This window comes from Acinetobacter sp. SK-43 (genome assembly GCF_015351505.1).
In the GTDB taxonomy this organism is placed as follows: domain Bacteria; phylum Pseudomonadota; class Gammaproteobacteria; order Pseudomonadales; family Moraxellaceae; genus Acinetobacter; species Acinetobacter junii.
In genome coordinates this window covers 33,756-57,978 of the sequence record NZ_JADKPY010000084.1, presented here as the reverse complement: position 1 = coordinate 57,978, position 24,223 = coordinate 33,756, and the positions used below count along the sequence as shown (strand labels likewise).

Below are 24,223 nucleotides of genomic sequence, written 5' to 3'. Positions count from 1 at the left end.
TCTTAATTATTTAAATAATAATCATTATCACTTGTATTGTAAAAAAGAAATTTCAATTGATGATGATTGGATTTATAAATGAATCAACGATAAGTCTTCATCTGAGTGCTAGTTTCTAGTTTTTTATATAATTCAAGCTTATATATCATTTGAAATCCTGAATCATTTGAAAGAGTTTTTTATTCCTAAAAGTTTGTTAATTTATAAAAATGATAAATTAGATTTATGTGAAACGGTTGTTATAATCAAGCTAAGATTACAAATACCCAGTCCTATGGCAAGCACTACGGAGAGCGAAGACATGGCAGGCAAAACATTATATGACAAATTATGGGATGATCATTTAGTCACTGAGCGTGATGATGGATCGTGTTTAATTTACATTGATCGTCATTTATTACATGAAGTGACTAGTCCACAAGCATTTGAAGGTTTACAGCTTGCAGGACGTCAACCATGGCGTTTAAGTGCCAATGTCGCAACACCTGACCACAATGTACCGACCTCTAAAAAAGAGCGTGAACAAGGCATTGCAGGGATTGAAGATGATACTTCTCGTATCCAAGTTCAAACCTTAGATGATAACTGTAAGACCTTTAATATCGTTGAATTTGGTATTAATGATATCCGTCAAGGTATCGCACATGTTGTTGGTCCAGAACAAGGTTTAACATTACCTGGTATGACTGTTGTGTGTGGTGATTCTCACACGGCTACGCATGGTGCATTCGGTTGTTTAGCACATGGTATCGGAACATCTGAAGTTGAGCATGTTTTAGCGACTCAATGCTTGGTACAGAAAAAATCGAAGAATATGCTTGTTCGTGTCGATGGTGTATTAGGTAAAGGTGTCACTCCAAAAGACGTGGTTTTAGCGATTATTGGTAAAATCGGTACAGCGGGTGGCACAGGTTACGCAATCGAATTTGGCGGTCAAGTATTCCGTGATATGTCGATTGAAGGTCGTATGACTGTTTGTAATATGGCGATCGAGGCTGGCGCACGCGTGGGTATGGTTGCTGTAGATGATAAAACCATTGAATATGTAAAAGGTCGTAACTACGCACCTCAAGCAGAGCAATGGGATCAAGCAGTTGCCTACTGGAATACTTTGCATTCTGATACAGATGCTGTGTTCGATGCTGTTGTTGAGTTAAACGGTGCAGAAATTGAACCACAAGTGTCTTGGGGAACTTCACCAGAAATGGTGATTCCTGTATCACAAGCAGTACCGACTTTAGAGCAAGCTAAAGATGACGTGCAACGTAATGATTGGACACGTGCATATCAATATATGGGCTTAAATGCAGGTCAAGCATTGGCAGATATCCAATTAGATCGAGTGTTTATTGGTTCTTGTACAAACTCACGTATCGAAGATATTCGTGCGGCTGCTGAAGTTGTCAAAGGTCGTAAAGTTGCTGCTAGCATTAAACAGGCGATGATTGTTCCTGGATCTGGCTTAGTCAAACAACAAGCAGAACAAGAAGGTTTAGATCAGATTTTCTTGGAAGCAGGTTTTGAATGGCGTGAACCAGGTTGCTCAATGTGCTTAGCGATGAATGCTGATAAATTGCAACCAGGTGAGCATTGTGCATCGACTTCAAATCGTAATTTTGAAGGTCGTCAAGGTAATGGTGGACGTACTCATTTGGTTAGTCCAGCAATGGCAGCAGCGGCAGCAATTGCAGGTCATTTTGTTGATGTTCGTTCATTCTAAAGGAGCTAAATCATGGAAAAATACACTGTAGAACAAGGTATTGTTGCACCTTTAGATCGTGCGAATGTCGATACGGATTTGATTATTCCAAAACAGTTTTTGAAGTCAATTAAGCGCACAGGTTTTGGCGATAACTTATTTGATGAGTTGCGTTATTTGGACGAAGGTTATTTGGGGCAGGACATTAGTAAACGTCCTAAGAATCCAGATTTTGTTTTAAATAAACCGCGCTATCAAGGTTCAACAATTCTATTGGCTCGTACTAATTTCGGTTGTGGTTCTAGCCGTGAACACGCGCCTTGGGCATTAAATGAATATGGTTTCCGTACTGTAATTGCGCCAAGTTTTGCAGATATTTTCTTCAATAATTGTTTCAAAAATGGCATGTTGCCCGTGATCTTGTCTGAAGAGATTGTTGATCAGTTATTTAAAGAGTGCGCTGAAACAGAAGCTTATCAACTTACAATTGATTTAGCTGCACAAGAAGTACGTACTCCGAATGGAGAGGCGTTTAAGTTTGAAATTGATCCATTCCGTAAGCACTGCTTATTAAATGGTTTGGATGATATTGGTTTAACATTACAAGCTGCCGATGATATTCGTCGTTACGAAGAAAAGGCAAAACAACAACGCCCATGGGTGTTTCAAGAGATCCAAGCCTAACTATTTATATTATTTAAATGTAAATATGAAGCGATGTCTTGGAGACATTTTGAACATAACCATAGCGCGGTGATTGAACTCTTGTTAACATGCTAGCGAATACGATTTGCTTGCATGTTTGCATGAAATGAGGACTGGGCTTGAATAATGAAAAGAAAACTCGCTCGCAGTAGTTTGCTGTGTTTATTTATCGGTACGACTTTAACTGCGTGTCAGAATGCACCAAATGTAGTTGATCAAGTTCGTATTGCGCAAAATGCACTAGAAGACAAAGCGGAAAATGCAACTTTATATTGTTCAGGTGTCGATAACTGTGAGTTTGAACGACTAGGTGATACTGTCGTGATGGATCCCAAATCACGTCGTATTAGCTCACAAGCAATGGAAAAAGGAATCGTTCGGTTACATGGTCCAGTATTTAGTCGCAAGCAACAAGTTTATCTCAGCGTGCCTGCTAAACAATATGAAGTAGTGATTCGTTATTATCCTATTTCACCTGACCGTGCTGAAACTTTTCATGTAATTCATGCGTTTAAGTCTAACCAGCGCTATACCTTCAAAATGTACCGAGATAGAGCACATCAGTCAGGTAGCTTGTTAAAAGTCTCTGTGCCTGAACCTTTATGTGTGGATTTACTACAAGAGCAACGAACAATCCGCCGTTTCTGTCGTCCATTTGATGTCAGTACGGGATTGGGTGAGTTTGTAGAAAAGAAAATTTAATCGACGTGCAGTGTCGTAACTGCTTACATGAAACTGGAAATATAGATGTCTAAGCATATTTTAATTCTAGCGGGTGATGGAATTGGTCCTGAAATCGTTGGTGCAGCTGAAAAAGTATTAACTAAGGTCAATGATAAATTTAACTTAGGTTTAACATGGGAACATGGATTGCTCGGTGGTTCTGCAATTGATGCACATGGTGAACCATATCCAGCTGTAACAAGTGAACAGGCTAAAAAAGCAGATGCTATTTTGTTGGGTGCTGTAGGCGGTCCTAAGTGGGATAGCATTGAGCGTTCGATTCGTCCTGAACGTGGTTTGTTAAAAATCCGTAGTGAACTCAATTTATTTGCTAACTTGCGTCCAGCGATTTTGTATCCACAATTGGCAGATGCATCTAGCTTGAAACCAGAAATCGTTGCAGGTTTAGATATTCTGATTGTACGTGAATTAACGGGTGGTATTTATTTTGGTCAGCCTCGTGGTATCCGTGAGTTAGAAAACGGTGAGAAACAAGGTTATAACACCGATATTTATTCAGAAAGCGAAATTAAGCGTATTGCTAAAGTTGCATTCGAATTAGCTGGATTACGTGGTGGTAAAGTTTGTTCAGTAGATAAAGCTAATGTGCTTGAAGTCACTGAATTGTGGAAGCAAACCGTCACTGATTTACAGCAAGCGCAGTATTCAAATATTCAACTGTCTCATATGTATGTTGATAATGCTGCAATGCAATTGGTACGTGCTCCTAAACAGTTTGATGTTATTGTGACTGGTAATTTATTTGGTGATATCTTGTCTGACGAAGCCGCTATGCTTACTGGTTCGATCGGGATGTTGCCATCAGCATCTTTAGATGAAAATGGTAAGGGGATGTACGAACCATGTCATGGTTCAGCACCTGATATCGCAGGTCAAAATGTTGCGAATCCGCTTGCAACAGTGCTCTCAGTTGCAATGATGTTGCGTTACACATTCCGTGAAGAAGCTGCTGCGAAAGCAATAGAAGATGCTGTAGGTCAAGTTTTAGATCAAGGCCTACGTACAGCAGATATTATGTCTGAAGGGATGACAAAAGTTGGAACAGATGCGATGGGTGAGGCTGTAGTTTCGGCGCTCAACTAATTCGGTATCGAACTCAATAGAAAACGTAGCTTGCGCTACGTTTTTTATTGCAAATTTTTGCTAGCACGCCTTACCTTCATAACGTATTGAACGAGCAATTTGTTGCTGATCTAATTCAAAAATAATATGACAGTAAAAATTAACATCATAAGATTGCTGACTAGTTGTTATTGATCCTAATCGAGTACCAGTCATGGTTGGTCCTATTCCACCTATGCTTTGTGTCATAGGCACAGGAATATTGATTGGACGTAGCACCGTAAATATTAAATATTCATCGGTTTTTTTAGGTGCTTTCAATGTTTGAAAACCTAACTCTCTAAGATTCAAGTTTTGTTGAATGTTGCTTGCTGGTTGACCGATATAGGGTTGTAAATAATCTTGAAGCTGTACCGATCTCCAATTTGGTGTGGTACATGCTTGTAATAAAATAAATACTGCTAATATCCATACCTTGTAATACTGCATAAGTCATCCTTTATTGAGCAAGTATTTAAATGAATGATCATCTATCTATTTAAAACCATTAAACAAAAATATACAAACTCGTCTATCGGTCGGCAATGTTCAATTCTTGCGAAATATGCTTAGATATTTGGATAATAAATTGTTTGGAAAGAACTCATGCATAAGATCATCTTAGGTTTAATTTTGGGGGTGGCATCAACATTCGCGATGGCAAATAATTGTGATAAAGCTCGGAATACCTATGATGATATTTACTGTACCAATAAAATTTATGCGAGTGCTGATGCAGATTTGAATAAGAACTACCAGCAATTACGTCAGAAATTAGATGAAACACAACAAAAAATTTTGAAAAAGTCACAACTTGCTTGGATTCGCTATAGAGATGCTGAATGTACTGATGATCAGCAAGTTTCTGTAGATGTACAATGTCGCTTATCAACGACACAAGAGCGCAATCATTGGCTATTAGAGCGTTTACGTGAATGTGAGACAGTAGGCTGTAAAACTACACGTTTGAGTGAATAGCGCAATTTATAGATATAAAAAAAGCCACAAATCATGTGGCTTTTTTGCATTCACTAATCTTAGCGTGCACGGTACGTGATACGACCCTTAGTTAAGTCATAAGGTGTCATTTCAACTTTAACACTGTCACCTGTTAAAATACGGATATAGTGTTTACGCATTTTACCAGAAATGTGAGCAATAACTTCGTGACCGTTTTCTAAACGTACACGGAACATCGTATTAGGAAGCGTTTCGGTGACAACGCCTTCGAACTCAATGAGTTCCTCTTTATTGGCCATGGCCTACCTGATGATCAAATTGGAAAGGCGCAAATTATAGTCAATTTATTTAAAATTTACAAGACGCTGGCTTAGCAAAGGCTGCAACGTTTATTTTGAGAAAACTGTCTAACAATCTGTATTTTTTTTTAACAAAAGAAGCATAATAGTGTTGTCAGTTTGGTCAATCAACGTTAATCTAAAATCATCGCTTATTGTCATAATAAAGTATCTACAGGGAAGGGCACTGCGTGGGTCAGTTAACAGATGCATCGGTTGTATTGCGCTTTGGTTATCAGGCAATTCGTAAAGCAGGATTACCAACTGAAGAGATTTTAACAAAAGCAGGTGTTGCTCTAAATCAAGTTGATACCAATGCCAGAACCCCTTTAAGTGCTCAAAATGCATTTTGGATCGCAGCACAGGAAGTGAGTAATGATCCAGATATTGGTCTGCATTTAGGTGAGCATCTTCCATTATATCGTGGTCAAGTCATTGAACACTTATTTATCAGTAGTGAAACGTTTGGTGAAGGGCTTAAGCGTGCCTTAGCCTATCAACGTCTGATAAGTGATGCGTTTGATGCGAAGTTAGTCATAGAAGATGGTCGTTGCTATTTAAGCAATGGTGAACAATATTGGCCTGATAATTTAGTCAATCGTCATTTTTCTGAATGTGCGATGTCAGGTATTTTGCGCTTCTTCAAGTTCATTACCGAAGGACAATTTCATCCGATCTTCATTGATTTCAATTTCAATGAAGGCGCTGATGATGATGAGTATTTCAGAGTGTATGGCTGCCCTGTCAGTTTAGGTCAGAAAGAAACACGTCTTTATTTTGATATGGCTGTGCTTGATTATCCACTATGGCAGGCCGAACCAGAATTATTACAACTACACGAGCAACTTGCGATTGAGAAGTTACAAGAATTAGCTCGCTATGATCTGGTGGGTGAAGTACGTCGTGCAATTGGCTCAACATTAGAAAGCGGTGAGACAACTTTAGAAACCGTTGCAGCCCAGCTCAACATTACACCGCGTCGTTTAAGAACTCAGCTTAGCGAGGCGAATACCAGTTTTCAGCAAATCCTCTCCGATTATCGTTGTCGTTTGGCGAAAAAACTTTTGGCAAATACCAATGAAAGTGTTGAAAGAATTGTTTATTTAACGGGCTTTTCAGAACCAAGTACATTCTATCGTGCATTCAAACGCTGGACGAATGAAACCCCTGTTGAGTATCGTAAAAGAAAACAGCGTTAATCTTTTACATCAGGAAAAACCCTCAAGAAGAGGGCTTTTTTTTATTCGGGTAGATTTAACCAGTGAGGTCCGAGAGGCAGCTGAGGTAAATCAAACTGATCTGGGTAATAAGATTGGATAAAATATAGACCATCTGCGGGAGCAGTAATCCCTGCTGCGCGACGATCTTCGGCAGCAAACATCGAGTCTATATGGTCAATCTCATACATTCCTTGCCCGATCTCAAGTAAGCACCCCATGATATTTCGAACCATGTGGTGTAAGAAACCATCGGCTTGAATATCTAAAACTAAATAGCGACCATGTTCAAATAAACGACAATGCTTTACATGTCGTACAGGTTGATTGGATTGGCATGCGGCAGCTCTGAATGACTCAAAATTGTGAGTGCCTTCAAATTTCGCAGCAGCTTTAATCATTTTTTGCACATCTAATTCTTGGTGTAGATGGGTGACTTGCTTGTGGAGTAAAGCAGGACGAGTGGGGGCGTTGTATACTACATAACGATAACGACGAGCCATTGCTTTAAAACGTGCATGAAAATTTTCATCCATGCATTTGATCCACTGAATAGAAATGTCTTTTGGGAGTTGGCTATTTGCTCCCATAAGCCATCCACGTTCGGGACGAATGGCCGTGGTATCGAAATGTGCGACCATATTGGTTGCATGAACGCCAGCATCAGTCCGCCCAGCAGCATGAAGCGTGACAGGGTGGTCGGCGATTTTACTGAGTACCTTTTCGATGGTTTCTTGCACACTTACAACGCCTGCTTGTTGAGTTTGCCAACCACGGTATTGAGTACCACAAAATTCAATACCGATCGCGTAACGTTGCATGCTTAAACCTCAATCTTAGTGTGTATTCCAATGTTCAAACCATTGAACATGAGTCGGGTATTTTAAATACATTTGCAATGCTTTTGCATATAAATCCGCATGACTATGACAATCATTGATTAATACTTTGGCATTTTCTATCCAAGAACTCACAGCGTATCGTTGATCAAGTTTACCAAACACCACTTGTGAGCTAATAATGACAACACAACCTCGTTCATATAATGCTTCGAATAAATTCAATAATTCGGAATTGGTTGCAATATTTCCTGTTCCAAACCCTTGTAATATCAAGAAGTGTGGTGGGTTTTTAATTAAATTTTCGAGTTGAGCAGCAAGTTGTTCTTTTGCGATTGGCTGCAACATTAAATTCAGTACTGTTAATGAGGAGGCACGTTCTATATGTTCAGCTTGAACAATAAAATTTTCGATAGAAGTTTGGCATGATTGATGTGCATCAATGCCTGCAAAAGCATCTAATTCAGTCGTATGTACTTTGAGAACAGTTTGCGCATGGAAAATATGTTGATGAAATGCTAAATATGTACCGACAGGAAGGCTAAGTACCTGCTCAAGTGCTAAATTTAGATTCCCGAGAGCATCAGTAAATTCTCGAGTGTCATTCCCTTCAATATTTAGTAGAGGATATTGACTACCCGTAATCATAATATGAGATGACTGTCCCAAGAAACGTGCAAGTGTCGCTGCCGCATAACTGAGCGTGTCAGTGCCATGAATGATGACAAAATGTTGATAGTTTTTGAGTTGAAGGTCTTGAATTTGCTGAATAAGCTTCAGCCAATCTACAGCCGTACAAGCACTACTGTCTTTTATACTAGGTGCTGCAAAACAATCAACGTCAAGATGGGGTGGAATGACTTTTTTAAGTAAGGGAATAAACTCATTTTCAGGCATTGGCATTAACGGATTACCGACACAGCCAAACGTACCACCCATGTAGATCAAAGCAATTTTTTTCATCATAAAAAAAGCAGTCCGAGAGACTGCTTATATTAGACTGATCAAATTTAGGAAGCTATTTTATTCAGTAACTTTTCTACGTATTGTTGTTGATCTTGATTAAAAAGTGATTGATTGGTCTGCAATATAACTCGCGCAGATTCATAAGCACCTAATTCAATATATTGTTCTGCTAGATCAAGATTAAGTTGAGCTTCGTCCATAGTTTGCAAATCTGGAAAAGATTGCATTAAAGGATCGTTAGTTGAAAGAGCAGGTGCTGTTTGAGAGACTGGTGTTATGAGTTCAGGTTGAGTTTCTTCAGCCGTTGTCGGTTCGTTAATCTCAAATGTAAATGCCGTTTTGTCAAAGACTGGCTGTTCTTCAAGCTTAACTTCAGGTTGATTGAAGTCTAAATCTAAATGAATTGGTGCTTCAGTTTTTGTTTCAGGTTCAGGTGTTTTTAGTTCAAGATCAGCAAAACTAAAATCTAGACCAGATTTGGTTTCTTCAACTTTGACTTCCTGTTCAGTGACAGTAGGTGAGGTTGTAGGTTCGAGGTTGAAAGAAAATTCAAGAGGGGCTTGATCTTTTGATTCTGTTAATTCAGGTTCAGGCGAGGATTTGGTTTCAATTTCTATTGCAGGTTCAGCAGTTTCTTTTTGTTCAAAAGAAAAACTAAAATCTAAAGGTTTAACTTCAGGAGTAGGTTCAGCTTCTATTTTTGGCTCTTCGACTGGAGACGGTGTAACTTCGGTTTGCAGTTGATCAAATGATTGAGCTGGGCTAGGTGAAGCAACCAATGCATCAAAATCTGCTGAATTATCTTGTACAGGAGTTTCGGTAATAGTTGATGTTTGACCAAAATGACCTTTGCTAGAATGAAATTCTAAAGCATCTGAAGGTTTATTGGTTTCGTATTCTTTTTTCTTGTCCAGTGCAGTTTGGATCAGTGAATTTAGTTCTAAATCTTGTAAATGTTTAATCAACTGATTAATTGCAAAATCATCTTTTTGAGCGATGTGAAGATCTAACAATAAGATATACAAGTCATGCTGAGAATCATCTGTTTTAAGTGCCTGATTGATTTGAGCTTCAGCAGCTTGGAAGTTATTAGCAAGAATAAGTTGCTCAATCTTTTCTTTCAGTTGTGTTGGTACAGGTGTACTGGCTTGAACTTTATTTGTCTGTTGTAGTGTTTCGACTTCAGCAATAGGTGTTGATTTGGTCGCAACTTTTTTTGATGCTGCTTTCTTTTGAGGTTTGGCTGCACCTCCTTTTTTAGGAGTTGCTGTATTTTCATTGTCAGCACGTTTTTTTAAAACGATCGCAACGACTAATACAATAACTAACAATACAATGATGATAGTTGACATGATCTTCACCCCTTAAAGATTAGAGCAGCTTTTAGTGTAAATTTATGAGAATCTTCTCGTAACCTAGCGTGTTGGCTTTTTAGTTTCCTGTTGAGCTTTTAGTTGCTCTTGTAATTCAGCCAGTCGAGCATTTAATAGCTGGATACGCTGTTCCTTTTGACGCAATGCCAACTCTAACTGAGTCACGTTTCGTTGTAATGTAACGGTTTTTTCCCTTGCTGTCATAACTTTTAATGATAAGTCAGCACTGGTTTTTTGTTGTAATGTGTCCTTCTTCGCACTTCCTGTGCTGGAATCTTGATTACTCTCGGCAACTAAAGACATTTCAGCTTGTTGCAAACGGTATTTGGTACGTCCATTAGGTGCAGTTGTGGTTTGTGCTGCAAGCTGATTAGTATTTTGTGCTGGACGACTTGGAATATTGCTTAGATTAAAGTTTAAACGTGAACCTTGGCGTATTCTATTTTGATTACCCCCAATAAATGCATGTTCGTTTTGTTTTTTAATTTGAGACATGACTTGTGTTACTGGCTGTTGAGTCTGACTTGCGATTTGCTGTGCAATACTCCACAGAGACTCATTGCGTTGAACTACGTGTTGTTGGGTTTTTTCAGAATTTAGTTTTTTCTGCTCAGGTGCTTTGACTTTTGCCTGCTGAGTTTTGTTAGGTTGTTGAGCTTTTTGTTGAGTTGGTGTTGTTTCTACCTTTTTCATGTCCTGACGAGCAATCGTTTTTTCACTATTGAGATCCGTCTGTGGTGTTTGCGAAGACTCAACGACTTTTGAAGGTGCAGGAGCTTGAGCAACTTGTTCAGCATTGATGTTATTATTTGCTGAGGCAGTTTGTTGTACCGTATTTGGTTGCGCACTTGGTTGTGGTGCAATTGAAATAGCAGCAGCATTTGCTGAAGAATCATCATTATTTAAAACAGGAGGAAGTTTATATGGTGCATTCAGCAAAGTTTCTTGTTTTAAACTTTGCTCTTTTGACGCAGACGCATTGGCATTAAATCGAGTACTCACTGGTAAGTTTAATGCGATATCTTTTTCACTCACAATAAACTTAGGTGTAAGCGGTTTTTCGGCAATTGATTTAGCTAAAACAGGATCAACAGATCTACGAATAGGCTGTCGGATATGTTTTAAATGTGATGCGCTACCTTCCTGAATTTTTAAAATAATATTTAATTCAGCTGCAGTCATTGGGCGTGTGGAAGTAATAACAATCGTTCCTTCGCCTTGGCTATTGCGTCTTGTAAAAAAATTTAAACCAGACGGTGGTTGGTGTGCTGCGCCAATCATCATTAAATCTTCAGGCGTAGCTAAGCTCACTTCTAGTTTTGAGTTCGTGTCTGCTTGATGAAAACTCATCTCAGCGTAAAGTAATTCCCCAGGCGCAGATTGAACTTGCAACGGATCGAGTGTAATTGCGTAAAGATTTTGCGAAGAAAATATGGCTAAAATGGCAATTTTTAATTTGTTATAAACAGTCATCTCGATCCATGAAAAAGTGATGTTATAGTCGTGTAAAAGTATACATTAACGTGATGTAAATGAATTGTAAATTCTTCAAAAGTGAAAACATAAAAAAGCCGATCAAGTGTGATCGGCTTTTGATTTTTAGGTGTTTTTGCTTAAGCGTTCTTGTATTCAACTAAAATACGAAGCATACGTCGTAAAGGTTCAGCAGCACCCCAAAGTAGCTGATCGCCTACTGTAAATGCACCTAAATATTCTTTACCCATATTTAGCTTGCGTAAACGACCTACAGGAACAGTTAAAGTGCCTGTTACTGCAACAGGCGTCAGGTCAGTCATTGAAGCTTCACGAGTATTTGGAACCACTTTAGCCCATTGGCTAGAGTTACGAATCATGTCTTCAATCTCATCAAGCGCAACATCTTTTTTCAACTTTAAAGTGATTGCTTGTGAGTGGCAACGCATTGCACCGATACGAACACAGTGACCATCAATTGGAACGATTTGTTGATTACCCAAGATTTTGTTGGTTTCAACTTGGCCTTTCCATTCTTCTTTTGATTGACCACTTTCGAGTTGTTTGTCGATGTATGGAATCAATGAACCAGCGAGTGGCACGCCAAAGTTTGCTTTAGGGAAACCTTCACCACGTTGTAAGTCAGCAATTTGACGATCAATATCAAGAATCGCAGATTTTGGATCATCTAGTAATTCTTTAGTATTGTTGTACAAATAGCCCATACCCGTGATGAGTTCACGCATGTTTTGCGCACCAGCACCAGAAGCTGCTTGATAAGTCATCGAAGTTGCCCATTCCACTAAATTATTTTGGAACAGAGAGCCTAAACCCATCAACATAAGTGAAACTGTACAGTTGCCACCAACGAAAGTTTTTGTTCCGTTGACTAAACCATCTTTAATCACATTTAAGTTTACTGGATCAAGTACGATGATTGCATCATCCGCCATACGAAGGGTAGACGCAGCATCAATCCAATAACCATCCCAACCTTCTGCTTTAAGTTTTGGGAATACATCAGAGGTATAGTCACCACCTTGGCAGGTTAAAATGACATCCATTTGTTTCAGACTCTTAATGTCTGAAGCATCCATAAGTGCTGGGGCAGTCTTACCACCAAATGAAGGCGCTTCGCCACCTGCATTACTGGTAGAAAAATAGAATGGCTCAATATGAGCAAAATCATTCTCTTCAACCATACGTTGCATAAGGACAGAACCCACCATCCCACGCCAACCGACCAGACCTACTTTCATGTCATTGTGCCTCGGTATTTCAAAAAACTTTTAAGGGGTTTGAGTGTATCAAAAGCGACCACAACTGCAAGCTTTACGTAAATAAAACGATAATTTAATTGAGTGAAATAATTTGTTTGTATTAGATGGAAAATTGATAAAGCCATAACTTTATTGAGAATCTAAGACATCCCCTCGAGAAAAATGAACATGATATGGATTCAGATTTGTGCAGTATTGGTTATATGGCTTTCGTTTTGGTCATTAATCCCCAGAGATGAGTGGTGGTTTAGAGGTGCAGACTTTCCGCGCTTACAGATTCTGGCACTCGGTCTCTTCTCCTTTTTTGCAATGTTATTTGCTATTCCCAAATGGACCTTGACTACCGAGTTGCTGTTTGTTGGACTGGTCGCAGCAATCGCTTATCAGTTGAAAATGGTTCTTCCATATACCCCGATTTGGAAAAAACAAGTTCAAAAAGTTAAGCCTGAGCAAATCAATGAAAACCAGCAAATCTCATTGCTGGTTGCCAATGTGTTGACGCCAAATGATAAATATCATCTATTGCTTGAGCATATAGACACACTAAAACCTGATGTTGTGCTGACATTAGAGTCAGATTCAAGTTGGCAAAATGCGTTAGTTCACATTGAACAAGATTATCCTTATCGCGTGCCCGTACCTTTAGATAACTTATATGGTATGCATCTATATAGCCGCTTGCCATTGCACGATACAGAAGTGAAATTTATCTTAAGTGATGAAATTCCATCTATACACGCTTCGGTAACATTACGTTCAGGTATCCAAGTACAGTTATATTGTTTACACCCTAAACCACCAAGCCCAACTGAAGCTAAAGATTCAACTTTAAGAGATGCCGAGCTTTTAATTATTGGCGATCGAATAAAAGATTTGGATGAAAGTTGTATTGTCATGGGGGATCTTAATGATGTGGCATGGTCACGCACCACGCGATTATTTCAACGAATCAGTGGTTTGCTAGATCCACGGGTAGGTCGCTATTTCATGAATACTTTTCACGCAGATTATCGACTTTTACGTTGGTCTTTAGACCATATCTTTCATAGTACTGACTTTGGCTTAGTGGAAATGAAACGTTTATCTCATATAGGTTCTGATCATTTTCCAATTTATGTCGTTTTACAGACGGGTCGTATTTTTGAGCAACAGCAGGAAGAACTAGAACAAAGCGCTGAAGATGAACGAGAGGCTCAAGAAGCGATTCGGGATGGTATAGAAAAAGCAGAACAAGAGCACAAGCAAGTTGTTGATGAATTGGCTCAGCCTTATAAGTGATTCAATAGAATGAAATGGCAAATATCGTGATGTAAGCAATATCGTACATTGATTTAAGTCTACGGCGAATAGTCGAGTTTGATCAAAAGATTTATTCTAAATACATCAGCACATGGACGCAGGAATGGATTTCCGTTTAAGGATAGCGACGCTGAGATGGAAAATGCATTATGGATATGATGCCTGCTACGGAAGCAAGATAATAACAAAGATCTGAGAGCACAACCTCATTTGCCCGAGTTTTGCAGGATGCGAAACTCGGGTTTTAATTTTTTCTAATAGATTTTTTCGTAACCTTCTGCTCGAGTTTTGAATCTACGGTGAAACCACATCCATTGTGTCGGTGCAATACGTAGTTGAGCCTCAATAATTTTATTTACACGAATCGCATCATCTACTTCATCTTCACTTGGCATATTTTCGACGATTGGTTCGATGAGTACTTTATATTGTGGATTGTGGATATCACCATAACGGTAAAAATACAATGGAATTGCAACGGACTTAGAGATTTTTAATAAACGACGATGCGCAGTCACGGTTGCAGCAGGCACACCAAAAAAGGGAGCCATCACACCTTGTTTTAAACCAAAATCTTGATCGGGGCTGTACCAAATAGCACCGCCATCTTTTAAACGACGTACTAAGCCTCGCATATCATCATGATCAATTTGTTGTTGATAAATAGTCGCTCGACAACGATAAATCAACATGTCCAACATTGGATTATTCTGTGGTCGATAAACAACATCGGGTTCAAAGTATTGAGCACAAATATAACCACCCGCATCAAGCAAGGTACTGTGTGTGCCGAGTAACAATATGCCTTTACCTTCGGCTTTGGCATCAAGGATATGCTCTAAGCCTTCTATGGTATGTCGACCTTTAAACCAATGTGGGCAATACCACGCATTTAGAGTTTCAAACACACCTAACATCATGTCGACAAACACCTGTTTGGCTTGAGCTTCAACTTCGGCAGGCGACCATTCAGGAAAACAAACTTCTAAATTTTTTAGCGTGGTTTTACGACGCGATTTTAATAGATACCAACATAATGCTGCTAGTCCATGTGCTAAGCGCCATTGAATTGCCCAAGGCAGAATAGCCAAAAGCATAAGGAAAATAATGGCGATCCAAATTTTCCAGTATTTTGGAAGTAAAAATTCCCATCGAAATTCGCCAGGAATATAAGACTGTTGTTGGCTCATATACTTAGATGCGTAAATAAGTTGAATTTTTGCGAAGTGTAACACGAAGTTGCTTTTCTAATAATTGTTCTAGGAGGTTTGTTGTATTTACAATAAAAATCATAGAATGGTGGTTGATTTTTACTCTATTGAAGTGCTGTATAAAAAAACAGTTATTTAATAGATTGATTGTAGGGATAGCTAAAATAATTAAGGTAAAAAGACAGATGAATATTTCAGAAATATTTGATGGCAAGAAAATGGATACTCAGGAAATGATGAATTATTTTGATCATTTAGAGAGTGTTGATTGCGAGTTTATGCATGGTCAATGGAAAGGTTTGGAAGTCATCACTAGTCATCCAATGAATGGTCTGTTGGATAAAGCAAATTGGTACGGGAAAAAATTTATAGATGATGAAACAGTATTTCCACTGGTTTTACTGAACCCAAAAAGTTCCAACTTATTTAGTATTGATCCGAAATGGTTGCCATTAGGTTTAGATTTTAGCTTTTTAAAAAGTAAGAGTAAGTATCTGGTGAGAGGATTGAGATTACTCAAAACAGATAAAAGTAAAGCAAGATTAAGGATGATTGAGTTTAGAGGTAAATCATCTGCCACCATGATTTATGATGAAAAACCGATTAATGATGTATTTAGGCGTATTGATCAAAATACAGTGCTTGGGTGGATGGATTTAAAAGATCAAGCTCAGCCTTATTTTTTTATTCTTATACGAGATGAGGGAAGTAAACATCTATGGGAATAGCCCAATCTTCAAATTATTATGTAATATCCTGAAGATTGGGCTTGTGAAATGAATTATGAACCTTTGCTAAGATTTTCTAATACATCCCAACGCTCTAATTTTTCAAGCAATAACTCATCAATTTCAGCTAAGCGTTGACTGGCTAAAGTCGCTGCATTCGCGTCAGAAACAAACCATGAACCATCCGCTAGTTTTTCTGAGAGTTCAGTTTGTTCTGCTTCTAATTTCTCAATTTCAGCAGGAAGTTGCTCAAGTTCGCGTTGATCTTTATAGCTTAGCTTCACTTTCTTTGGCGTTGGAGTTGCGGCAGCCAATGCAGCAGCTTCAGCCTTGGCTTGTGCCTTTTTTACATCACTCTTTTGATCAACGACTTTCTGATCTGGTCGTTGCTCCAAGTAGTCTTGGTAACCACCAATATATTCATCAATATTACCTTTTCCATCGAACACCCAAGTTGAGGTGACGACGTTGTCCATAAATGCACGGTCATGCGAGATGAGTAACAAAGTGCCTTTATATTCAGACAACATTTCTTCAAGCAACTCAAGTGTCACCATATCCAAATCATTGGTTGGCTCATCCATAACAATTAAGTTTGATGGTTTGAGTAGAAGTTTTGCCAACAGAATTCGGTTACGCTCACCACCAGAAAGAGCTTTCACAGGTGTACGTGCACGTTCAGGTGAGAATAAAAAGTCTTGTAAATAACTATAGATATGACGACGGTTACCATTCACATCGACAAAGTCTGAGCCTTCCGACACGTTCGCCATAACGGTTTTTTCGAGGTCGAGTGCATTACGAAGTTGATCGAAATAAGCAACTTCGAGTTGTGTACCCGTTTTAACCGAACCGCCGTGTTGGATTTCACCTAGAATCGCTTTGATGAGTGTGGTTTTTCCGACACCATTATCACCGACTAAACCGATACGATCACCACGTAATACGATTGCAGAGAAATCTTTAATGAGTGGTTTACTATCATAGCTAACACTTAAGTTCTCTATCTCAAAGACCAGCTTACCTGAACGGTTAGCCTCTTGTGTCGCCATGCTAACTTTGCCTTGTTGGAAGCGACGAGCTTTAGATTCTTCACGCAAAGCTTTTAAAGCACGAACACGACCTTCATTACGGGTACGACGTGCTTTGATGCCTTGGCGAATCCAAGCTTCTTCTTCAGCAAGTTTTTTATCAAATAAAGCATTCTGTTTTTCTTCAGCTTCCATTTGCTGAGCTTTAAGTTCTAAGTAACGTGAATAGTTACCTTCATAGCCACGCAGAATACCACGATCAAGTTCAACAATACGGGTCGCAATACTATCTACAAATGAACGGTCATGTGAGATAAATAAAAGCGTGAGATTGTTTTGATCTAATAGGAATTTTTCTAACCATTCAATACTTTCCACATCCAAATGGTTGGTCGGTTCGTCGAGTAATAAAACATCTGGTTGAGTGAGTAGCGCGCGCGCCAGTAGTACACGACGTTTACGACCACCTGATAGGTCACCCAAATCTGCATTTGGGTCGAGTCCCATTTTACCCAAAATGGTATTTACTTTATTTTCTAATGCCCAGCCATCTAACTGATCTAGCTTATGCTGCAGCATACCCATACGGTCGCAGGCATCCATATCACCTAGCACACAAGCATCACTTGCCTCATGATATTCTTTTAAGACACTTGCGGCTTCACCCGCACCATCCGCCACAATGTCGGCAACTTTGCCTGAATCCATTGGAACATCTTGGGCTAACATAGAAACGGTTAAGCCATTTTGAATCGAAACTTCACCACTATCGGGTAATAAGCTTCCCTCAATCAGTTTAAGTAAAGTAGACTTACCTTCACCATTACGACCGATTAAACAGACTCGTTCACCACGTTCTAGGTTAAAGTTCGCGCCGTCGAGTAGGGCTGGTCCGCCAAATGCGAGATGGACATCCCTTAAAGTAATATAGGCCATAATGTTTCCTAAAAGCTCAGATGAGGTCTGAAATGAGTAAACAACAAAATTTTGATGATCACGCGTCATTGTCCGCACCCATTGAAGATTTGCAAGTGCGAATTGCATTTTTAGACGATTTAGTTGAGCAACTCAATCAACAGCTCGCAATTCAGACACAAGAAATAGCAGTTTTGAAGAAACAAATGCAGCTTTTATACCAACGCGTTGAGTCTTCAGACTTGTCAGAAGGAATTGCACCGTTTGATCCAATGAGTAACAAACCACCGCATTATTGATAAAATAAATCTTAAACGCTAAAGTGATGAAATTAGCGGATTTTACATTTAGAGATAAAAATGAAAAAAGTCTTGCTCTTGGATATTGAAAATATTCATAAAACTGAAAAAGAGCTATTACAACTATTGAAAACTTATGCTTGCGTGTATTTAGTCTATGCAAAGTCTCCTGTGACTTTAAGTTTAGATGCATTAATTAAATTTTCTCCTTTTGTCATGGATAAAAAGCTAGTTGTCATTAAAATGCCTAAAATTGGTAAAGATGCTGCTGATTTTGGTCTTGCATTTTTAGCAGGGCAACTTTCAATTCAAATGGATAAAAATCAGACTTGCTTTGATGTCATGTCTAATGATGGGGCTTTAGAGTATATTGTTGATTTGTTGAGGATAATGGGTTTTCAAGCATCACAACTTAAAATGCTTTCGGAGGTGAAAGAGATTGAAAAAATAAAAGAACAACCATCGCTAGTTTTAGCTCCAAATAACTTAAGTGATTCTGACTTTACATTAAAATTAAAGCATCTTATTAGTATTCTTTCAAAACTAAAAAACATGCCAAGTAATGAAAAAGCATTATTAAATGGTGTTAAATCATGGGCAAATGTTACGACTAAAGAGGCTGAAAAATTAATCAAGACGTTGATGAATTTCAAGATGATTAAGTTTAGCGCACAAGGAGTTACGCTTAATCGAGAGAATTTAAAAACTTTTTTAAATAAATCTGAAATAGCACACAATGAAAATCCAAATAAGTCCGAGATAATTGAAGAAATCCCTGAAATCCAGGATATTTCAGAAAAATTTCATCTACGGCAAATTAAAGAATATTGTGATTATTTAATTAAGCAACAAGGAAAGCCGTCGAGTTTATCTAGCTTAAATAATTCAATTAAATCAGTTTTAAAGTTGGAAAGTGATAGTTTAGTTAAGAATAGATCTAAGCTTCTTCTTCGTTATGGCATTGTGAAGAACTTAGATGATGGGAAAATTATTTACATAGATAACAATATTAGAAGATGGTCAAATTTGGAATTATTGCCACAACATTCTCCCATGGATATGGCGATACCTGACTTTAAGGTTTGTCAGAAAGAGTCTAAAGAAAAACTGATTCAAAAAATCATTTATGTTTTGAATGAAATAAAAATACAGAAATCGTTTGTGATGAAAATATCAAATAATATTTATTTGGAAGAGATGTAAAAACTCAACTTGCCTTTTTCATTCAACTTATGTAACGCTAATAAAAGGAAGTTTTGGGCACCTTTAATGAGTAATGTTGGAATTTGGATAACTGTTGCCATTGTACTATTTGTACTTGGCTCTATTTTTGGTTTACGTGTGAGTCCAAGAGAAAAAGCACTCGGTTTAATGCGCGATCAAGCTCGCAAAATGGGATTACACCCACGACTCATCGTTGCGCCTGAGTGGACGAAAATTCCAATGGCATCTGAAAAACGCGCCAGTATGGTTGCTTATTATAGTGTGCTTATTCCAGATGCTCGCTTAGCACTTATGCGTGCAAGAGTTGTTGATGGCAAGCTTCAGGTTGTGCAGGGCGATCAGAAATTTAATGACTTACCCATTGCATTAAAAGGAGTTTATGCTATTGATATGCAGGCAAACTGTGTGGGACTGTATTGGGATGAAGAAACTGATCTCAGAGCCACTCAGCTTGAAGATATAAAAGTTTATTTACACGAACTAGCACAACGCTAATTTATTGATTGATCATAGGAAAAACGATTCATTATGGCGAATACTCCACGCTCTGCTTCCAAAAGCACAGCAGCTTCTAACTCTGCTGCAACTAAACGTGCCTTAGTGATTGTGGAGTCGCCTGCAAAAGCGAAAACCATTAACAAATATTTAGGTTCACAATTTATAGTGAAGTCATCTGTTGGTCACGTACGTGATTTACCAACAGGCGGGGGAGCAAAAACAACTGAAAAGAAGCCTGCAACCCGTACTAAATTAACTGAAGAACAAAAAGCTGAAAAAGCTCAGTCTGCACTTATTAATCGTATGGGCGTTGATCCCGAGCATGATTGGGTCGCACACTACGAAGTGTTGCCTGGCAAAGAGCATGTTGTTGCTGAACTAAAAAAACTTGCCAAAGATGCTGATGCAATCTATCTCGCAACGGACTTGGATAGAGAAGGAGAAGCGATTGCTTGGCATTTAAGAGAAGTGATAGGTGGTGACGATAGTCGCTATCACCGTGTGGTATTTAACGAAATCACTAAAAATGCGATCCAAGAAGCTTTTAAACAGCCTACTCGTCTTGATTTAAATCGAGTGAATGCTCAGCAAGCACGTCGTTTCCTCGACCGTGTAGTTGGTTTTATGGTATCGCCTTTGCTTTGGGAAAAGATTGCCCGTGGCTTATCTGCAGGTCGTGTTCAGTCTGTTGCTGTAAAACTTGTGGTTGAACGTGAACGTGAAATTCGTGCCTTTGTTCCAGAAGAATATTGGCAAGTGTTTGCTGACACGATGTCTAAAAAAGAAGACATTCGTCTAGAAGCTGTTAAACAAGCTGGCAAGACACTTAAGCTCAAGACTAAAGCTGAAACAGATGCACTATTAAGTGTTTTGAAAGATGCTGAATATAAAGTTGCGTTGCGTGAAGATAAACCGACAAAGGTAAATCCAAGTGCACCTTATATCACTTCAACTTTACAGCAAGCAGCAAGTACGCGTTTAGGTTTCTCTGTTAAGAAAACCATGATGTTAGCGCAACGATTGTATGAAGGTGGTTTTATTACGTATATGCGTACTGACTCCACTTTCTTGAGCGACGATGCAGTGAATATGGTTCGTAACCATATCCAGCAAAACTTTGGTGACAAGTATTTGCCTGCTCAACCAAATCGTTATGGTAATAAAGCAGGGGCACAAGAAGCCCATGAAGCAATTCGTCCATCTGATGTGGCACTCACTGGCGATAAACTTGCAGGTGTAGAGCGTGATGCACAACGTTTGTATGATTTGATTTGGCGTCAATTTGTGGCTTGCCAAATGACACCTGCTGAATATTTGTCTTCAACCTTAACTGTTGAAGCTGCAAATGTTGAATTAAAAGCTAAAGGTCGTACCCTTGTTTTTGATGGTTTTACCAAAGTTCGCGGTGCGAATAAATCTGATGATGATGTATTGTTACCGGCTGTAAAAGTTGGTGAAGTACTCAAATTAGAAAAACTTGATCCAAGTCAACACTTTACTAAGCCACCTGCACGTTTTACTGAAGCATCTTTAGTTAAAGAATTAGAGAAGAAAGGTATTGGTCGACCTTCTACTTATGCAGCGATCATTTCAACCATTCAAGAACGTGGTTATGTGAAACTTGAAAATCGCCGTCTCTTTGCCGAGAAAATGGGCGAAATCGTGACAGATCGTCTCGATGAAAGTTTTAATAATTTGATGAACTATGCCTTTACCGCAGATTTGGAAGGTCAGCTCGATAAAGTCGCGACAGGTGAGCGTAACTGGAAAGAGCTACTAGATACATTCTACGGTGACTTCAAAAAGCGCCTGACCAATGCTCAAGGCGAAGACGGTATGCGTCGCAATCAGCCTATTGAAGTAGCTGATGTTGCTTGTCCTGAATGTTCTCGTCCAATGCAAATTCGTACAGGGACGACAGGGGTATTCTTGGGCTGTTCAGGATACAACCTGCCACCGAAAGAACGCTGTAAGGGTACTTTAAACCTTACGCCGGTCGAATCATTAGCTGCGTTATCGGATGATGATGGTGCTGAAACTGCTGATTTGATGTCAAAACACCGTTGTCCAAAATGTGGTACTGCGATGGACAGCTATGTCGTGGATGGTGGTCGCAAATTACATGTTTGTGGTAACAACCCTGATTGTGATGGTTATGAAGTCGAAGAAGGCGAATTCAAGATCAAGGGTTATGATGGCCCGACTATCCCATGCGATAAATGTGATGGTGAGATGCAGCTTAAAACGGGTCGTTTTGGTCCATATTTCGCATGTACTAGCTGTGACAATACTCGTAAGGTACTCAAGAGTGGTCAACCTGCTCCACCACGTGTAGACCCAATCAAAATGGAGCATCTACGTTCAACGAAGCATGATGATTTCTTCGTTTTGCGTGATGGCGCTGCTGGTTTATTCTTGGCTGCAAGTAAATTCCCGAAAATTCGTGAAACGCGTGCACCAAAAGTATCTGAATTGCGTAGTGTAGCTGAACAACTTGATCCAAAATATCAATTCTTGCTGCAAGCTCCTGATACTGATCCTGAAGGTAATCCGACAGTTGTTAAATTTAGCCGTAAGAATCAAGAGCAGTATGTTGGTTCAGAAACTGCGGAAGGTAAACAAACCAAGTGGAGTCTAGTATTCCAAAATGGAAAATGGGTTGAAGCTTAAATAATTCATTGCGAAAAATGCTAGCACTCGCTAGCATTTTTTATATAAACAAAATAATCAATCAAATCTTAAAACTTTTGGGGCGTACATGTGGAAAAATATTAGGGTTGCATGTCTTTTAGTTGTTTTATTGATTGTAGCAATTAATGCATATCGTGATCAAAACCAAGACTGGAACCAACCGATCAATATTCTGCTACATCCCATCAACGCTGATAGCTTACCCTCTACCCAAAAATATATCCAAGAATTACAGCTAGATGATTTCTATGAGGTCAAACGGTATTTAGAAAAAAAAAGTCAACAATATCGTGGGCAAAGTAGTTATTTTATGGTTCAGATAGGACGTGAATTACAACAAATACCACCTAAGACACCTGAACAACCAAGTGTTATCAATAATATATTGTGGAGTTTAAAATTTCGTTTCTATGCATGGAAACAACATGAATCAATAGATGGTTCTCCAAGTTTAACTTTATATTTGAATTATTATGACCCAAAAAATACAAGAGAGTTGAAACACTCTACTGCGCTTGAGCGAGGTCGTATTGGTTCAGTCAATTTATTCGCAGCTCATAAGCAAGAAAGACAGAATAATGTTGTGCTCGTACATGAGTTGCTTCATGGTTTTGGTGCTACGGATAAATATAATTTAGCCAATGGCGAACCACTTTTTCCAATTGGCTATGCTCAATACGAGAAAAGACCCCTATATCCTCAAACTGAAGCCGAAATTATGGGGGGGAGAATCCCTTTATCAGAGCAAAAAAGTAAAATGCCTGATGATTTAGAACAAACAGTTATTAGTCTGCTCACAGCAAAAGAGATAGGATGGGTTCAATAATCTGTGGATAAGTTCTGACTTATCCATACCAATCAAATAAAAAGATCAATGTAATAAAAAGCGTGATTTCCTGACATTCGGTCATTATTTCTCAACATGCTTTATACAATATCGTGTATGGAACACGCTCAAAATAGAGCTATAACATTGATGATAAAAGAGTAAATAATGATGAAAACGGTGGGTAACGATCTGATTCGCAATCAGCTACACGCTGATCGTAAATGGTATCTGTTATTAGGTGTCTTATTGGTTATTTTTGGTTTAGTTCTTTTAGCTGCACTGCCTTTTGCAACATTATCAGCGGTCCTTCTTTTTGGTGTCCTTATGATGCTCGGCGGTATTTTACATTTTATCGCTGCATTTATGGTCTTTCAGGGTGGGACACGGTGGTTGTGGGCATTATTCGGCGTTTTGTATATTGCAGCTGGTTATTTCGCTTTTACTACGCCCGTGATTACAGCAGTGGTTTTGACCAATTTATTGGCAATCGCATTGATTATTGCTGGAATTATACGTAGTGTTAATGCCTTTATTTTAAGACCGATCTCAGGTTGGGGATGGGTGTTGTTTTCTGGTGTATTAACACTTTTAACAGGTATTCTCATTCTATCGTCACCTGATTCACCATTTTGGGTACTTGGTATGTTTCTCGCGATTGATATCCTTTTTCAAGGGATTAATTATTTAACTTTTGCAAGTGCAATCAAACAGCTCCCACACAGTTCAACTGTGATTTAACATTCGACAATTATTGAAATATTGAGAGCATGTTGATACATGCTCTTTTTGTTTTATAGTTGAAA

The 24,223-nt window shown here is 38.8% G+C and carries 23 protein-coding genes; 14 read left to right on the top strand and 9 right to left on the bottom strand.

All coding sequences use genetic code 11. The annotated features are described in order from the left end of the window. Window positions 1-301 precede the first annotated feature (301 nt). The 4 genes from leuC to leuB all read left to right on the top strand — a co-directional run bounded on the left by leuC (window position 302) and on the right by leuB (window position 4,231). On the top strand, window positions 302-1,720 hold the full coding sequence (leuC, locus tag IRT38_RS16425) for a 3-isopropylmalate dehydratase large subunit (protein ID WP_112986876.1): 1,419 nt from the start codon (window positions 302-304) through the stop codon (window positions 1,718-1,720). 12 nt (window positions 1,721-1,732) lie between these two features. Continuing rightward, window positions 1,733-2,383 (top strand): 3-isopropylmalate dehydratase small subunit, encoded by a 651-nt coding sequence (leuD, locus tag IRT38_RS16420; RefSeq protein ID WP_004958794.1) that lies wholly within the window; start codon window positions 1,733-1,735, stop codon window positions 2,381-2,383. A 147-nt stretch (window positions 2,384-2,530) separates the two neighbouring features. Continuing rightward, a complete protein-coding gene (locus tag IRT38_RS16415; RefSeq protein WP_112986877.1) occupies window positions 2,531-3,106 on the top strand; it encodes a hypothetical protein in 576 nt (191 codons plus the stop codon). Between the two features lie 45 nt (window positions 3,107-3,151). Next, window positions 3,152-4,231 carry a 3-isopropylmalate dehydrogenase gene (leuB, locus tag IRT38_RS16410; RefSeq protein WP_112986878.1) on the top strand — a complete coding sequence of 360 codons (1,080 nt, stop codon included), beginning with the start codon at window positions 3,152-3,154 and terminating at the stop codon, window positions 4,229-4,231. A 60-nt stretch (window positions 4,232-4,291) separates the two neighbouring features. On the opposite strand, the gene IRT38_RS16405 is transcribed toward leuB, so the two are convergent. After that, on the bottom strand, window positions 4,292-4,699 hold the full coding sequence (locus tag IRT38_RS16405) for a hypothetical protein (RefSeq protein WP_112986879.1): 408 nt from the start codon (window positions 4,697-4,699) through the stop codon (window positions 4,292-4,294). 156 nt (window positions 4,700-4,855) lie between these two features. Here IRT38_RS16405 and IRT38_RS16400 point away from each other — a divergent pair, with 156 nt between their 5' ends. Then, window positions 4,856-5,227, top strand: a complete 372-nt coding sequence (locus IRT38_RS16400) for a lysozyme inhibitor LprI family protein (RefSeq protein WP_112986880.1) — start codon at window positions 4,856-4,858, stop codon at window positions 5,225-5,227. Between the two features lie 59 nt (window positions 5,228-5,286). Here IRT38_RS16400 and infA read toward each other — a convergent pair whose 3' ends face one another. Beyond that, entirely contained in the window at window positions 5,287-5,508 is a 222-nt protein-coding gene (gene infA / locus IRT38_RS16395; RefSeq protein ID WP_001284370.1) for a translation initiation factor IF-1, read from the bottom strand. A gap of 230 nt (window positions 5,509-5,738) precedes the next feature. Here infA and IRT38_RS16390 point away from each other — a divergent pair, with 230 nt between their 5' ends. After that, complete coding sequence (locus IRT38_RS16390) at window positions 5,739-6,746, top strand: AraC family transcriptional regulator (RefSeq protein WP_112986881.1); 1,008 nt, start codon at window positions 5,739-5,741, stop codon at window positions 6,744-6,746. A 41-nt stretch (window positions 6,747-6,787) separates the two neighbouring features. Here IRT38_RS16390 and truA read toward each other — a convergent pair whose 3' ends face one another. The 5 genes from truA to asd all read right to left on the bottom strand — a co-directional run bounded on the left by truA (window position 6,788) and on the right by asd (window position 12,674). After that, a complete protein-coding gene (gene truA / locus IRT38_RS16385; RefSeq protein WP_194598276.1) occupies window positions 6,788-7,585 on the bottom strand; it encodes a tRNA pseudouridine(38-40) synthase TruA in 798 nt (265 codons plus the stop codon). Between the two features lie 15 nt (window positions 7,586-7,600). After that, window positions 7,601-8,569 (bottom strand): asparaginase, encoded by a 969-nt coding sequence (locus IRT38_RS16380; protein ID WP_194598275.1) that lies wholly within the window; start codon window positions 8,567-8,569, stop codon window positions 7,601-7,603. Between the two features lie 44 nt (window positions 8,570-8,613). Beyond that, window positions 8,614-9,921 (bottom strand): FimV domain-containing protein, encoded by a 1,308-nt coding sequence (locus tag IRT38_RS16375; RefSeq protein ID WP_194598274.1) that lies wholly within the window; start codon window positions 9,919-9,921, stop codon window positions 8,614-8,616. Window positions 9,922-9,984: 63 nt separating this feature from the next. Beyond that, a complete protein-coding gene (locus tag IRT38_RS16370) occupies window positions 9,985-11,415 on the bottom strand; it encodes a FimV family protein (protein WP_194598273.1) in 1,431 nt (476 codons plus the stop codon). Window positions 11,416-11,555: 140 nt separating this feature from the next. Continuing rightward, entirely contained in the window at window positions 11,556-12,674 is a 1,119-nt protein-coding gene (gene asd / locus IRT38_RS16365; protein ID WP_004916583.1) for an aspartate-semialdehyde dehydrogenase, read from the bottom strand. A gap of 189 nt (window positions 12,675-12,863) precedes the next feature. Between asd and IRT38_RS16360 the strand changes: the two genes are divergently transcribed. Continuing rightward, window positions 12,864-13,973: an endonuclease/exonuclease/phosphatase family protein gene (locus IRT38_RS16360; RefSeq protein WP_194598300.1), complete on the top strand. Its 1,110-nt coding sequence runs from the start codon at window positions 12,864-12,866 to the stop codon at window positions 13,971-13,973. A gap of 275 nt (window positions 13,974-14,248) precedes the next feature. Here the strand turns inward: IRT38_RS16360 and IRT38_RS16355 are convergent, their stop codons facing one another. Further along, window positions 14,249-15,184: a lauroyl acyltransferase gene (locus IRT38_RS16355; RefSeq protein ID WP_112986885.1), complete on the bottom strand. Its 936-nt coding sequence runs from the start codon at window positions 15,182-15,184 to the stop codon at window positions 14,249-14,251. Window positions 15,185-15,390: 206 nt separating this feature from the next. On the opposite strand from IRT38_RS16355, the gene IRT38_RS16350 reads away from it, so the two are divergent. After that, window positions 15,391-15,933: a DUF4334 domain-containing protein gene (locus tag IRT38_RS16350; RefSeq protein ID WP_112986901.1), complete on the top strand. Its 543-nt coding sequence runs from the start codon at window positions 15,391-15,393 to the stop codon at window positions 15,931-15,933. Between the two features lie 53 nt (window positions 15,934-15,986). Here the strand turns inward: IRT38_RS16350 and IRT38_RS16345 are convergent, their stop codons facing one another. Beyond that, a complete protein-coding gene (locus IRT38_RS16345) occupies window positions 15,987-17,900 on the bottom strand; it encodes an ATP-binding cassette domain-containing protein (protein ID WP_194598272.1) in 1,914 nt (637 codons plus the stop codon). Window positions 17,901-17,932: 32 nt separating this feature from the next. On the opposite strand from IRT38_RS16345, the gene IRT38_RS16340 reads away from it, so the two are divergent. The 6 genes from IRT38_RS16340 to IRT38_RS16315 all read left to right on the top strand — a co-directional run bounded on the left by IRT38_RS16340 (window position 17,933) and on the right by IRT38_RS16315 (window position 24,158). Continuing rightward, window positions 17,933-18,178, top strand: coding sequence for a SlyX family protein (locus tag IRT38_RS16340; RefSeq protein WP_194598271.1), 246 nt, complete (start codon window positions 17,933-17,935; stop codon window positions 18,176-18,178). Window positions 18,179-18,238: 60 nt separating this feature from the next. Continuing rightward, window positions 18,239-19,381 (top strand): PIN domain-containing protein, encoded by a 1,143-nt coding sequence (locus IRT38_RS16335; RefSeq protein ID WP_194598270.1) that lies wholly within the window; start codon window positions 18,239-18,241, stop codon window positions 19,379-19,381. Window positions 19,382-19,447: 66 nt separating this feature from the next. Further along, on the top strand, window positions 19,448-19,897 hold the full coding sequence (locus IRT38_RS16330; RefSeq protein ID WP_004958841.1) for a hypothetical protein: 450 nt from the start codon (window positions 19,448-19,450) through the stop codon (window positions 19,895-19,897). 33 nt (window positions 19,898-19,930) lie between these two features. Then, the gene (topA, locus tag IRT38_RS16325; RefSeq protein WP_194598269.1) at window positions 19,931-22,570 is read left to right on the top strand and encodes a type I DNA topoisomerase; all 2,640 of its coding nucleotides are present in this window, start codon (window positions 19,931-19,933) and stop codon (window positions 22,568-22,570) included. 88 nt (window positions 22,571-22,658) lie between these two features. Then, a complete protein-coding gene (locus IRT38_RS16320; protein WP_194598268.1) occupies window positions 22,659-23,417 on the top strand; it encodes a hypothetical protein in 759 nt (252 codons plus the stop codon). 168 nt (window positions 23,418-23,585) lie between these two features. Beyond that, a complete protein-coding gene (locus IRT38_RS16315) occupies window positions 23,586-24,158 on the top strand; it encodes an HdeD family acid-resistance protein (protein WP_004659074.1) in 573 nt (190 codons plus the stop codon). Window positions 24,159-24,223: the final 65 nt, after the last annotated feature.